Here is a 13,608-nt window from a genome sequence, read left to right on the forward strand (position 1 = left end):
ACGGGGATTTTCAATCCCCTGCTCTACCGACTGAGCTATCCGGGCAACGGGGCGCATTAAACCTGATTCACTGCGCTCCGTCAACGAAATTTCTTCATTTCGTCACAGAGTGCACAATCTATCACCACTTTCTGCCCATTGCACGCGCACTCAGGCAAAAAAGGCCGTCCAGAGGGCGGATAGCGGCATTGCCAGCACCAGCGCCGGCAGCATATTCGCCACGGCGAACATCTTTATCCCGCAGATGCGCAGCCCGGTCGCCAGCAGCAGAATTCCACCGACGGCGGTAAAATCGCCCATCATCGCCGGGGTGGTGAGCGGCAGAATAAGCGTCGCGCAGGTGGCGAGCGTCAGCTGAATAATTAGCATCGGAACCGAGATGATCGCCACGGCGAAACCGAGGGAAGTGGCGAAAATCAGCGCGGTAAAGAAATCGAGAAATGCTTTGGCGATCAGGATGCTGGGATCGCCGGTCATCCCTTCGCGCATGGCGCCAAAAATCCCGGTTCCGCTGGCGCAAAAGAGAATAATGATCGCCACCAGGCTCTGAATAAACGACTCATGGGCGCTGGAGGCTGACTCAACCGCGTTGCGCTTCTGCGCCAGCTTGCGCAGGGCGTTAACGCCGCCGCCGATGCCGCGCTCAACATAACAGAGCTCGCCAATCAGTGTGCCAAGCAGCGTCGCCAGCACCATCACCGGCAGGTTGACGCATTTGACCACCAGTAAAATGCCGATGCCAAGCGAAGCAAGGCCAAAAATGGAGGGCATTGATGAGCGCACGCGCTCCGGTAAACGGTGGCTCATCAGCGCACCGAGCGTGCCGCCGATCAGTACGGCAGCCGCGTTAATAAAAGGACCTGTCAGCACGTTCACACTCCTGAAGTGCCATAAAAATGAATAAGAAGGCGCATACCATAGCATTTTTATGCGCGGCGAAGTGCCGCCCAGGTTGCGCCTGCGGGTTAAAAATGACATGATTGCGCGAATTTTCATCCATCTGACGGGGCCGCCTGATGCTGTACATTTCAGCCGCTGACACTGCGTTTCACGCCCGTGCCAGGGCCACTCGCCCCCGCTTATCGTCACTCTTTCTCACCATGCGGTGAGGGTAGCGCACGCTCACCGCAGGACAACAGTAAGATCAGCGGTTTTCTGCTTTTACTGATGTCTGGCGTCCGGAGCTGATCCCAGCCAGACATTTTCGTTGGGCGAAGCCACCGCTTCGTCCGGGGCTTTTTACTCCCCTGAAACGGGTATTCGTGCTTATGAACTCACTGAAAATTGCCGTCAGCCGCGAGCTGCTCTCCACCCTCTCAACCCACCGCGAGGTGATCTCCCTTGAGAGTACCGATTTTACGGATGTGGCGGCAGTCGTCATGACGGTAGCGGAGAGCCGCAGCGGCATTCTCGCGCTGCTCAAACGCACTGGTTTTAATCTGCCGGTCTTTCTCTTCTCCGGCGAACCGGTTACCGCGCCTGAAGGCGTGACGGCGGTGATTAGCGGACGCGATCAGGAGTGGCTGGAGCTGGAAGCCGCCGCCTGTGATTATGAAGCAACGCTGCTGCCGCCGTTCTTCGATACGCTGCGTCAATATGTCGAGATGAAGAACAGCACCTTCGCCTGTCCCGGCCACCAGCACGGCGCGTTCTTTAAAAAGCACCCGGCAGGTCGCCAGTTTTACGACTTTTTCGGTGAGAACGTCTTTCGCGCCGATATGTGCAACGCCGACGTTAAGCTCGGTGATTTGCTGATCCACGAAGGTTCCGCCAAGCACGCGCAGAAGTTTGCCGCCAAAGTGTTTAACGCCGACAAAACCTACTTTGTGCTTAACGGCACCTCCGCCGCCAATAAAGTGGTGACCAATGCGCTGCTGACGCGCGGCGATCTGGTGCTTTTCGATCGCAACAACCATAAATCCAACCACCACGGTGGGCTGATTCAGGCCGGGGCGACGCCGGTCTATCTGGAAGCGGCGCGCAACCCGTTTGGCTTTATCGGCGGCATTGACGATCACTGTTTTGATGAAGCCTACCTGCGCACCTTAATCAGCGATGTCGCGCCTGATAAGGCCAAACAGCCGCGCCCGTTCCGCCTGGCGGTGATCCAGCTTGGCACCTACGATGGCACGATCTACAACGCCCGCCAGGTGATCGATAAGATCGGCCATCTGTGCGACTACATCCTGTTTGACTCGGCGTGGGTCGGTTACGAGCAGTTTATCCCGATGATGGCTGACTGCTCGCCGCTGCTGCTCGATCTGAATGAGAACGATCCGGGGATCTTCGTCACCCAGTCGGTGCATAAACAGCAGGCGGGCTTCTCGCAAACCTCGCAGATCCACAAAAAAGATAACCATCTGCGCGGCCAGGCACGCTTTTGCCCGCACAAGCGGCTGAATAACGCCTTTATGCTGCACGCTTCCACCAGCCCGTTTTATCCGCTGTTTGCCGCGCTGGATATCAACGCCAAAATTCACCAGGGCGAGAGCGGGCGCAGGCTGTGGGCGGAGTGCGTCGAGCTGGGCATTGAGGCGCGCAAAGCGATCATCGCCAACTGCAAAATGATCCAGCCGTTTGTGCCGCCGGTGATCGGCGGTCGCCCGTGGCAGGATCATCCGACCGAGCTTATCGCCCGCAAGCGCCGCTTCTTCAGCTTTGAGCCGGGCGACAAGTGGCACGGTTTTGAGGGCTACGCCCAGGATCAATATTTTGTCGATCCCTGCAAACTGCTGCTCACCACGCCGGGCATCGATGCGGAGACGGGTGAATACACCGATTTCGGCATTCCGGCGACCATTCTGGCGCACTACCTGCGTGAAAACGGCATTGTGCCGGAGAAGTGCGATCTCAACTCGATCCTCTTCCTGCTGACGCCTGCCGAAAGCGCGGAGAAGATGGCGCAGCTGGTGGCGATGATCGCCCAGTTTGAGCAGCATATTGAAGATGACACGCCGCTGGCCGACGTACTGCCGACCATCTTTAATAAATACCCGGTGCGCTACCGCGATTACACCCTGCGCGAACTGTGCCAGGAGATGCACGATCTCTACGTCAGCTTTGACGTTAAAGATCTGCAAAAAGCGATGTTCCGCAAAGAGAGCTTCCCGGCGGTGGCGATGAATCCGCAGGATGCCAACAGCGAGTTTATTCGCGGTAACGTCGAGCTGGTGCGCATCAGCGAGGCGGAAGGGCGCATTGCGGCAGAGGGCGCGCTGCCCTATCCGCCGGGCGTGCTCTGCGTGGTGCCGGGTGAAGTGTGGGGTGGATCAGTACAGCGCTACTTCCTCGCGCTGGAGGAGGGGGTTAACCTGCTGCCCGGCTTCTCGCCGGAGCTACAGGGTGTCTACTCGGAAACCGATGCCGATGGCATCAAGCGCCTCTATGGTTACGTGCTGAAGTAATCACCGCGCCGCCTGGGATGCGTCTCAGGCGGCCGCGCGGCGGTAAATGCGTCGCGGATGACCAATCTTGCCATACTGCATCTCCACCGCCAGAAAGCCCGCCTCGACACAGTGTTCAAGGTAGCGGCGGGTGGTGGTTTTGCTCAGCCCCGTTTCGCTTACCACCTCATCAACGGAAAAACAGCGCGCCTCGTCGTCGGCGAACAGCTTCTGCACCAGCGCCAGCGTGCTCTCTTCAATCCCTTTGCTGCCGTTATCCTGGCGGTAATTTTTCGACTGTAGCTGATAGAGGGTGTCGACGTTCTGCTGGTCGACAATCTTCCACACCCGCTGCTGCTCGGTGAACTGCACAAAGCGCTCCAGCGACTGGCTTAAGCGCTTCCACGACACCGGTTTGAGAATGTAATCGAAAGCGCCGTTGCGGATCGCCTGGCTACAGGTGTCCATATCGCTGGCGGCGGTAATAAAGATCACTGAACAGTTGGCGTTGATAATCTCGGGGTCGCTAATCAGCGTGATGCCTTTGCCATCCGGCAGGTAGTTATCCAGCAGGATGAGCTGCGGCTGTCGCTGGCTAAGGAGTGCTTTCGCTTCCGCCAGCGATGACGCCATCCCCACCAGCCGCAGGCGCGGATGTTTACTCACCAGCTCAGCGTTGAGCTGCGCCAGCGTCTCTTCATCTTCGACGATCAGCACGTCTATCGGTTCATGTTGCATACATCTCATCCACGGTGGCAACGGGGCGCTGCGCGCTGCCCGTTTCAGGAATAAACAGAGAAAAAATGGTGCCGCGGGGCGCATTAGCCGACACCTCGATCGCGCCGCCCGCCTGGGTGACATAGCTGGCGATCAGATAGAGGCCAATGCCGTGATCGCCGCGGCGTTTGGTGGTCACCCCGCGCTCAAAAATGCGATCGGCAATCGCCGGATCGATCCCAATCCCGCGATCCGCCACTTCTATGATCAGCTCCCGCTCGTTAAGCAGGATCAGCACATCGACCGGATCGTGTGGCAGAGTGGCGCGCTGGGTTGCTTCAATAGCGTTATCCAGCAGGTTGCCGATGATGGAGATCAGCTCCGCTTCTGCCAGCCCACGACAGGGGCGATCCATGCGGCTCAATGGGTCGAAGTTCAGTTCCACGCCCTTCTCCCGCGCGCGCGCCGCTTTGCCCAGCAGCAGACCGCAAATGGTCGGCGAGGTAAAGCGCGAGGAGATAAAGTCCAGCAGCTCCTGAGCGTGTTCCGACTGGGCCTGAATATAGTTCACCGCCTCGTCATAACGCTCCATATGCAGCAGCCCGGAAAGGGTGGTCATGCGGTTAAGCTGCTCGTGGCGCATAATGCGCAGGTTGTCAGCATAGCGCTTTACCTGGCTTAACTGTGCGCTCAGGCTATCGATCTCATTGCGATCGCGAAAGGTGATCACCCACCCTTGTAAGCTATCTTCAAGCATAATGCGCACCCGGCTGGCGATCACCGTCAGGTGGTTGAAGCGGCAAATCTCATCATGGGTGTCGCTCTCCAGCATCGTCTCGGCAGCAAAAAAGGGCACTGGCGCAATCACATCGCTAATCGCATGGCCCCGCAGGGCGCGGGTTGGCTGGCTCAACCCCAGCAGCTTACGCGCCGCCTGGTTGATCACCTCAATGCGCGACTCGCGATCAATCGCAATCACCCCTTCGTAGATCGACTCCATCATCGCCTTCTGCTGGCGCACCAGCAGGCCAATCTCGCGCGGCTCAAGGGAGAAGATCTGCTTTTTAATGCTGCGGGTAAAAAACCAGGAGAAGACAAACAGCGCGACGAGCAGCAGCACAGCGGCGATAAAGATATTAATTACTTTGCCGAGGGTGATGGCATCCAGATAGCTGGTCAGATACCCAACCGAGACAATGCCGACCACCCGGCCATTATCATCAAAAATAGGCGCTTTACTGCGTAGCGAAATCCCCAGCCCGCCTTTGCGAATGGTAGTGGTGCTTTTGCCCTGTAATACTTCCGCGTTATCGCCGCCGACCAGCGTTTTTCCCACCACATCTGCATGTACGGAGTGAAATAGGTGCAGGCCTTTATTATCACCAATCACAATAAAGCTGGCATCGCTGTGGGAAACCACCTTTTGCATAAACTGATTAATAGCGGGAATATTCTTCTCGGCGACGGAGCGCCGTAAATTCGGAATAATCGCAATCTCTTCCGCCTGTATTTTCGCGCGGGCGCTCATCTCCTGATAGAGCTGGCGTCCGACGTCCTTGTAATAATAAACGCCCAACAGGACGAACAGGCCGGAGAAGAAAAGCACCAGCGAGATAAACAGCTTGATTTGAAAGGAGACTTTCATAACGACACGCGCAGCAATAAGGAAAGGCTCAATGTAACACTTTTCCCTGCGCGGGCGAGCAGTTTGCGGGAAACTTGTGATCCCTTACACAGCGCGTGTTGCTGTGGAAAAACAAGCTGTTACAACCTCCTGTTACGGTTTGTTATGAACATGTATTTCCTTTTAAAAAAACCATAAAAACCACGGCAATAAATAAGAGCCAGCTCACGCAAAATAGAAGAAACCATAAAAACCATAGGTGCCTTAAAAACTCTGGTTTTAATATGCCTGCCCTCACATAAAGTGTGTATTTAGCCCACTACGCTGTAAGCACAAAATAACGAAGGGGCTTAATTATGAGCACAACTGACGATTCATTCTCTGTACCCGGAAAGTCGCGAACGCTTGATAAAACATCACTGAAAGATAAGTGGTGGCACATTATGGATAGCTGGAAAGTCGGGATTATTCCCCTGCCGCTGTTTCTTTTGGCAGGGGCATTAATTGCCGTCGACTGCCTTGGCGGTAAACTGCCGAGCGATATCGTGGTGATGGTCGCCACGCTGGCCTTTTTTGGCTTCGCCTGCGGTGAGTTTGGCAAGCGGCTGCCGATTGTTGGCAAGCTGGGCGCGGCGGCGATTTGCGCCACCTTTATCCCCTCGGCGATGGTCTATTACGGCCTGCTGCCGGATGTGGTGGTTGAGTCCACCACTAAGTTCTACAAATCGACCAACATTCTCTATCTCTACATCTGCTGCATTATTGTTGGCAGCATTATGAGTATGAATCGCACCACGCTGATTCAGGGCTTTTTGCGTATCTTCTTCCCGATGCTGTGCGGTGAAATCGTCGGCATGCTGGTCGGCATGGGCGTTGGTATGGCGCTCGGCATGGAGCCGTTCCAGATCTTCTTCTTTATCATTCTGCCGATCATGGCGGGCGGCGTGGGCGAAGGCGCGATCCCGCTGTCAATTGGTTACGCCACGCTGCTGCATATGGATCAGGGCGTTGCGCTGGGCCGCGTGCTGCCGATGGTGATGCTCGGCGGGCTGACGGCGATCATTATCTCCGGCTGCCTGAACCAGCTCGGTAAACGCTTCCCGCACCTCACTGGCGAAGGCCAGCTGATGCCGAACCGCAGTAACGGCGACGAACCCTCTGCCACTCCGGCCTTCTCCGGTAAAACCGATGTCACGACCATTGCCGCAGGCGCGCTGCTGGCGGTGCTGCTTTATATGATCGGTATGCTCGGCCACAAACTGATTGGCCTGCCTGCCCCGGTTGGCATGCTGTTTGTCGCGGTGCTGATTAAGCTCGCTCACGGCGTCTCGCCGCGCCTGCTGGAAGGCTCGCAGGTGGTCTACAAATTCTTCCAGACCTCAGTCACTTACCCGATCCTCTTCGCCGTTGGCGTAGCCATTACGCCGTGGGAAGAGCTGGTTCACGCTTTCACCATCAATAACCTGCTGGTGATTGTCAGCACCGTCTCCGCGCTGGTCGCGACCGGCTTCTTCGTCGGTAAAAAGATCGGCATGCACCCGATTGATGTGGCCATCGTCTCCTGCTGCCAGAGCGGGCAGGGCGGCACCGGCGACGTCGCCATTCTTACCGCAGGTAACCGTATGAGCCTGATGCCGTTCGCACAGATCGCTACCCGCATCGGTGGGGCAATTAACGTCTCCATCTCGCTGCTGGTGCTCGGCAACTTCCTCGTCTGATTCAGGAATTACAGGAACTGATATGAAACTCGCAAGCTTTGTTCACCAGGGTATCCGCAGTTACGGCATCGTCAGCGCGGAAGGCGTCGTCAACCTCGGCCAGCGCCTGGGCGACCGCTACGCCGATTTAAAAGCGCTGCTCGCCGCCGACGATGGGCTGGCGCAGGCCGCGCGCTACAGCGAAGAAGCCGCCGATCTGCGTTTTGATGAGATCGCCTTTCTGCCGGTGATTGATAACCCGGGCAAAATCCTCTGTGTCGGGATGAACTACGCCGAAAAGCGCAAAGAGTTCGACCAGCACAACCCGGCGCCGACGCTGTTTGTCCGCTTCGCCGATTCGCAAACCGGCCATAACGCGCCGGTGGTGAAACCGCGCCACTCCAGCGAGTTCGACTATGAAGGCGAACTGGCGGTGATTATCGGTAAAGGCGGGGAGAATATTGCCCGCGAAACGGCCTTAAGCCATGTGGCGGGCTACAGCTGCTATATGGATGGCTCGGCGCGAGACTGGCAGCACAGCTGGTTTACCGCCGGCAAAAACTGGCGGCAGACCGGGGCATTTGGCCCGTGGATGACCACCGCCGATGAGATCCCCGACCCGCACACGCTCGCCATCCGCACCTGGCTCAATGGCCGCATGGTGCAGGATGACACCACCGCCAGCATGATCCACAAAGTCGCCGAGCTTATCGAATACATCAGCACCTTCACCAGCCTGACGCCGGGCGATGTGATCATCACCGGTTCACCGGGCGGCGTCGGGAAAAAACGCACGCCACCGCTGTTTATGAAGGCGGGCGATCGCATCGAAGTGGAGATCGAGAAGATCGGGCATCTCAGCAATGTGATCGTGGAAGCGCCGGAGCAGGCGCTGGCAGCAGCGCACTAAGGACGAAGGCCAACAGATGCACACACGACCCTCCATCGACTTCCGCATTGCGGAAGTCAACGGTAACACGCCCCGGCTTGAGCGCATCCGCTCGCTATTAGCCGACAGCGGATTAGGCATGGACAGCGACATCACGACCTTCGTTGAAGCCTGGTCGGGAGAGCAACTGGTAGGGTGTGCAGGCCTTGCCGCGAACGTCATCAAATGCGTGGCGGTCGATGCGCAGCTTCGCGGCGAAAACCTCAGCGCCCGGCTGCTGGCGGAAGTGGAGAACCTGGCGCTGGCGCGCGGCCACTTCCACCTCTTTCTCTGCACGCGCCCCTGCAACCGGGAGCGCTTTCAGCACAGCGGTTTCTGGCCCATCGTGCAGAGCGGCAATAACGCGGTGCTGATGGAGAACACGCCGTCGGGCATTGAGCGCTACTGCCGCTCGCTGCGGGCAAAGCGGCTGGCAGGTAAGCGCATTGGCGCCATCGTCATGAACGCCAACCCCTTTACCCTCGGCCACCGCCATCTGGTGGAGCAGGCGGCAAAAGCCTGCGATGCCCTGCATCTGTTTGTGGTGCGCGAAGATGCCTCGTTTTTCCCCTTCGCCGCGCGGCTGAAGATGGTGAAAGCGGGCGTAGCGCACCTGGCGAATGTCACGGTGCATGAGGGCTCGCAGTACATCATCTCCCGCGCCACCTTTCCGGCCTACTTCCTGAAAGAGACCGGCAAAGTGCAGCAGGCGTGGAGCGAAATCGACCTGCTGATCTTTCGCAACCACATCGCCCCGGCGCTCGGCATTACCCACCGCTTTATTGGCAGCGAACCCTTTTGCGCGGTGACCCGCCAGTACAACAACACCATGCACCAGATGCTGGGGGGCGCGGTTGAGGTGGTGGAGATCCCGCGTATTAAAGCCGCAGGCACGGCAATTTCGGCGTCCGAAGTGCGCCGTTTATTAAAAACACACCAGTTTTCCCGCATTCGGGAAATCGTACCAGATACCACTTTCGCGCACCTTGAAGCCCATTACAGCGTGGAAGTCGCTTAAAAATCAGGACTGATAACTATGAAAATTGTACGGGAGGCGCTGGCGGGAACCCTCGAATCCAGCGACCTGATGGTGAAAATCGCCCCTACCGACGGTGAGCTGGAGGTGGTGGTGCGCAGTGAAGTGATCAAGCAGTTTGGCGATCAGATCCGCCGCGTGGTGAATGAGACACTGCGCGCGATGGAGATCCGCCAGGGCTTAATCATTATTGAAGATAAAGGCGCGCTGGATTGCGTGATCCGCGCCCGTCTGCAAAGCGCCGTGTTGCGCGCCGCAGAAGAGAAGGAGATCGCGTGGGGGACACTGCTGTGAAAAAACTCCGTCGTAGCATGCTGTTTCTGCCGGGCGCTAACGCCGCCATGCTCTCCACCGCCTTTATCTACCGCCCCGATTCAATCATGTTTGACCTCGAAGATGCGGTGGCGCTGCGCGAGAAGGACACCGCGCGCCTGCTGGTCTTTCATGCTCTGCAACATCCGATGTACCAGGATATTGAAACCGTGGTACGCATCAACCCGCTGAATACCCCATTTGGCCTGCCGGATCTCGAAGCGGTGGTGCGCGCCGGTGTTGATGTGGTACGCCTGCCGAAAACCGACAGTCCGGAGGATATCTACGAACTCGAACGCCATCTGGAGCGCATCGAGCTTGCCTGCGGGCGGGAAGTGGGATCAACCCGCGTGATGGCGGCGATTGAGTCGGCGATAGGCGTGATTAATGCCGTGGCAATTGCCCGCAGTTCGCAGCGGCTGATCGGCATTGCGCTGGCGGCCTTCGATTACGTGATGGATATGCAGACCGAGCGCGGCGACGGCACCGAGCTCTTCTATGCCCGCTGTGCGGTGCTGCACGCTGCCCGTGCTGCCGGTATCGACGCTTTCGACGTTGTGTGGTCAGACGTCAATGATGAAGCCGGGTTCCTGCGCGAAGTGGAGCTGGTGCGCAAGATGGGCTTTAACGGCAAATCGCTGATTAACCCGCGCCAGATTGACCTGCTGCATAACGCCTATGCGCCGACGCAGCAGGAGGTCGATCACGCCAAAGTCGTGATTGAGGCGGCAGAGGAGGGGGAGCGTAACGGCCTTGGCGTCGTCTCCCTGAATGGCAAAATGATCGACGCCCCCATTATTAACCATGCGCAGATGGTGCTGGAACGCGCGGCGGCGTCCGGCGTGCGTCGTTAAGGAGAAAACCATGAACCACCAAACTGAGCTGCTTCACGTCAACTTTCCCCATCTGCGTGAATTGAAACCCTTTGATACCGCCCACAGCGCCACGCCGTGGCTGGCGGATGATGACGCCAGGCTAAACCGTAAACTCTGCGCCTCGCTGGAAGAGGCGATTAGGCGCAGCGGCCTGCGCGATGGTATGACCATCTCTTTCCACCACGCCTTTCGCGAAGGCGACCGGGTGATCAACACCGTGGTGGCAACCCTTGCGCGCCTCGGCTTCAAAAACCTGACGCTCGCCTCCAGTTCGCTGATGACCTGTAACGATGAGCTGATTGAGCATATTCAGAGCGGCCTGATCCGCAAAATTTACACCTCCGGCATGCGCGGCAAGCTGGCGGATGCCATCTCCCACGGGCTGATGGCAGAGCCGGTGCAGATCCACTCCCACGGTGGGCGGGTAAAACTGTTGCAGGATGGTGAGCTGAAGATCGATGTCGCCTTTCTCGGCGTGCCGTGCAGCGATGCCTTCGGTAACGCCAACGGTACGCAGGGGAAATCCTGCTGTGGCTCGCTCGGCTACGCGATGGTTGACGCCGAATTTGCCGATAAAGTGGTGCTGCTGACCGAAGAAGTGGTGCCGTTTCCCAATATGCCCGCCAGTTTGAGCCAGGATCGGGTGGATCTGATTGTCCAGGTGGAGAGCGTGGGCGATCCGGCGAAAATCAGCGTCGGCGCCGCACGTGTTACCAGCAATCCACGAGAGTTGATGATCGCCCGCTATGCGGCGGATGTGATTGAGCACTCCGGCTACTTCCGCGACGGCTTCTCGATGCAGACCGGCTCCGGCGCGGCATCGACGGCGGCGACCCGCTTTATGGCCGAAAAGATGGCGCGCCACGGCGTCAAAGCCCGTTTCGCCCTCGGCGGCATTACCGGCAGCCTGGTCGAATTGCATGAGAAGGGGCTGATTGAGAAGCTGCTTGATACCCAGTGCTTTGACGGTGAAGCGGCGGCTTCGCTGCGCCGTAATCCCAACCATGTGGAGATCTCGACCAACGTTTACGCCAACCCCGGCGGTAAAGCGGCAAGCTGCGACCAGCTGGACGTGGTGATCCTCAGCGCGCTGGAGATCGATATCGACTTCAACGTCAACGTGATTACCGGTTCGGACGGCGTAATGCGCGGCGCATCCGGCGGCCACTGCGATGTGGCCGCGGCGGCGAATCTGACCATTGTGGTTGCCCCACTGCTGCGCAGCCGCATTCCGACAGTGGTGAAGCGCGTGACCACCCGCCTGACGCCGGGGGAGAGTATTGATGTGCTGGTCACCGACCACGGTATTGCGGTCAACCCGGCGCGCCCGGAAGTCCGCGAACGTTTAGTGGCGGCAGGGCTGAAAGTTGTCGATATCGAGGCGCTCTATCAGCGGGCAATTTCCCTTACCGGCGAGCCAAAACCGATCGCCTTTACCGACCGCATTGTCGGGGTGATTCGCTATCGCGACGGCAGCGTGATTGACGTTGTGCGCCAGGTAAAAGAGGAGGCGTTATGACTACCATGACTCCCGAGCGTACCGGTGTCAGCCTTGAGGCGCTGCTGGCGGCGAAAGAGAACCGCGCCGCGCGCCAGGCTGACTGGCTTCGCCACTATCAACAACCGATTATCTCCCTGACGCTGGTCACCCCGGGCGCGGTGAAAGATACGATGCGCTATCGCAACACTATGGGCGTGGCGTTACAGGCCTGCGACCAGATGCTGTGGCAGCACGGCTGGCAGACGCTTGACCGCCAGGTGCTGTGGCTGCCGACCGGCGCGGAAGCGATGTGGTGCGTGGCCCATCCGGCGGCGGAAATCAAAGCGCAGTGCATTGAGCTGGAGCAGACCCATCCGCTCGGCAGGCTGTGGGATTTTGATATCTTCTGCCCGCAGAACGGCCAGGTTGGCCGCCATTCACTGGATCGCACCACCCGCCGCTGTCTGGTGTGCGATGAACCGGCGCACAGCTGTGCCCGCTCCCGCCGTCATCCGCTGGATGAGGTGGTGAGCCGCGTTGAGGGGCTGATCAATGGCTGGTTTACCCGCGACTAAACCTGCCGTGGCGTTTGTGCCTGCGCTGGCGGCGCGGGCGCTGCGGCAGGAGCTGGATCTCACCCCGAAGCCGGGGCTGGTGGACAGGGCAAACAGCGGCGCGCACCGCGATATGGATTACGCGCTGTTTCTCGCCAGTATCGACGCCATTACGCCGTGGTTTGCCCGCTTCGAGCAGGCGGGTTTTGATCATGCCCATCAACCGGCGGCGGCGCAGTTACGGCTGATTCGACCGATGGGGATTGCTTGTGAGCAGGCGATGTTTGCCGCCACTGCTGGGGTGAATACCCATAAAGGCGGCATCTTCTCACTCGGGTTGCTGTCGTTTGCCGCCGGGCGGCTGCGGGGGCTGGGTTGGCAACTGAGCGCGGATGCGCTTTGTAACGAGGTGAGCGCGATCTGCCGCGGGCTGGTGGCGCGCGAGCTGGCCGGGCGGGCGCAGGCAATCACGGCCGGTGAAAAGCAGTTTCGCGACTATGGCCTGACCGGCGCGCGCGGCGAGGCGGAGCAGGGGTTCATCACCGTGCGCCGTGCGGTATTGCCCTTCTGGCAGCAGGAGCAGGGGGAGCGCCGTTTGCACAACGCGCTGCTCAGGCTGATGGCGGTTAACCGCGACAGCAATCTGGTGTCACGCGGTGGCCTGGCGGGGCTGCGTTATGTGCAGGATTATGCACAGCAGCTATTAGCCACCGAATGGGAGAGGGATGATTTACGCCAGATGGATCAGGCGTTGATTGCGCGACATTTAAGCCCCGGCGGCAGCGCCGATCTGCTGGCAGTGGCGTATGTGCTGGCGATGATCCCGTAACTGAAGCTGTTACGTAGGCCGGATAAGGCAACGCCGCCATCCGGCAATAGGTGCAAATGCCTGATGGCGCTGCGCTTATCCGGCCTACGGACGTGCATCGATTATGTGTCGACGCCGAAGAGGCTGCTTCGTAGGCCGGATAAGGCAACGCCGCCATCCGGCAATGGGTACAA

General features: G+C 58.7%; 12 protein-coding genes. 9 read left to right on the top strand and 3 right to left on the bottom strand.

Features of this window, described 5'->3' with window-relative positions; genetic code table 11:
• Positions 1–150: 150 nt before the first annotated feature.
• Positions 151–870: a DUF554 domain-containing protein gene (locus IAE48_RS15745; RefSeq protein WP_094422068.1), complete on the bottom strand. Its 720-nt coding sequence runs from the start codon at positions 868–870 to the stop codon at positions 151–153.
• A 398-nt stretch (positions 871–1,268) separates the two neighbouring features.
• On the opposite strand from IAE48_RS15745, the gene IAE48_RS15750 reads away from it, so the two are divergent.
• On the top strand, positions 1,269–3,404 hold the full coding sequence (locus tag IAE48_RS15750; RefSeq protein ID WP_200134926.1) for an ornithine decarboxylase: 2,136 nt from the start codon (positions 1,269–1,271) through the stop codon (positions 3,402–3,404).
• Between the two features lie 24 nt (positions 3,405–3,428).
• Here IAE48_RS15750 and IAE48_RS15755 read toward each other — a convergent pair whose 3' ends face one another.
• A complete protein-coding gene (locus IAE48_RS15755; protein ID WP_200134927.1) occupies positions 3,429–4,121 on the bottom strand; it encodes a response regulator in 693 nt (230 codons plus the stop codon).
• Positions 4,111–5,745: a sensor histidine kinase gene (locus tag IAE48_RS15760; RefSeq protein WP_200134928.1), complete on the bottom strand. Its 1,635-nt coding sequence runs from the start codon at positions 5,743–5,745 to the stop codon at positions 4,111–4,113. The genes IAE48_RS15755 and IAE48_RS15760 overlap by 11 nt, the downstream gene beginning before the upstream one ends.
• A gap of 335 nt (positions 5,746–6,080) precedes the next feature.
• On the opposite strand from IAE48_RS15760, the gene IAE48_RS15765 reads away from it, so the two are divergent.
• From IAE48_RS15765 to citG, 8 genes are read left to right on the top strand one after another with little or no spacing between them, the layout of a single operon-like run.
• Positions 6,081–7,442: a 2-hydroxycarboxylate transporter family protein gene (locus tag IAE48_RS15765; protein ID WP_200134929.1), complete on the top strand. Its 1,362-nt coding sequence runs from the start codon at positions 6,081–6,083 to the stop codon at positions 7,440–7,442.
• Positions 7,443–7,464: 22 nt separating this feature from the next.
• Positions 7,465–8,331: a fumarylacetoacetate hydrolase family protein gene (locus IAE48_RS15770; RefSeq protein WP_076769195.1), complete on the top strand. Its 867-nt coding sequence runs from the start codon at positions 7,465–7,467 to the stop codon at positions 8,329–8,331.
• Positions 8,332–8,347: 16 nt separating this feature from the next.
• Positions 8,348–9,367 carry a [citrate (pro-3S)-lyase] ligase gene (gene citC, locus IAE48_RS15775; RefSeq protein ID WP_094422058.1) on the top strand — a complete coding sequence of 340 codons (1,020 nt, stop codon included), beginning with the start codon at positions 8,348–8,350 and terminating at the stop codon, positions 9,365–9,367.
• Positions 9,368–9,385: 18 nt separating this feature from the next.
• Entirely contained in the window at positions 9,386–9,679 is a 294-nt protein-coding gene (gene citD, locus IAE48_RS15780) for a citrate lyase acyl carrier protein (RefSeq protein WP_042716827.1), read from the top strand.
• Complete coding sequence (citE, locus tag IAE48_RS15785; protein WP_023481022.1) at positions 9,676–10,551, top strand: citrate (pro-3S)-lyase subunit beta; 876 nt, start codon at positions 9,676–9,678, stop codon at positions 10,549–10,551. Before citD ends, citE begins: the two co-directional genes overlap by 4 nt.
• A 10-nt stretch (positions 10,552–10,561) precedes the next feature.
• On the top strand, positions 10,562–12,091 hold the full coding sequence (citF, locus tag IAE48_RS15790) for a citrate lyase subunit alpha (protein WP_200134930.1): 1,530 nt from the start codon (positions 10,562–10,564) through the stop codon (positions 12,089–12,091).
• Positions 12,088–12,627 (top strand): citrate lyase holo-[acyl-carrier protein] synthase, encoded by a 540-nt coding sequence (gene citX, locus IAE48_RS15795; protein ID WP_200134931.1) that lies wholly within the window; start codon positions 12,088–12,090, stop codon positions 12,625–12,627. Before citF ends, citX begins: the two co-directional genes overlap by 4 nt.
• A complete protein-coding gene (gene citG, locus IAE48_RS15800; protein WP_200134932.1) occupies positions 12,605–13,435 on the top strand; it encodes a triphosphoribosyl-dephospho-CoA synthase CitG in 831 nt (276 codons plus the stop codon). Before citX ends, citG begins: the two co-directional genes overlap by 23 nt.
• Positions 13,436–13,608: the final 173 nt, after the last annotated feature.

Origin of the sequence: Kosakonia sp. S57 (assembly GCF_016516575.1) — a bacterium.
Classification (GTDB): domain Bacteria; phylum Pseudomonadota; class Gammaproteobacteria; order Enterobacterales; family Enterobacteriaceae; genus Kosakonia; species Kosakonia cowanii.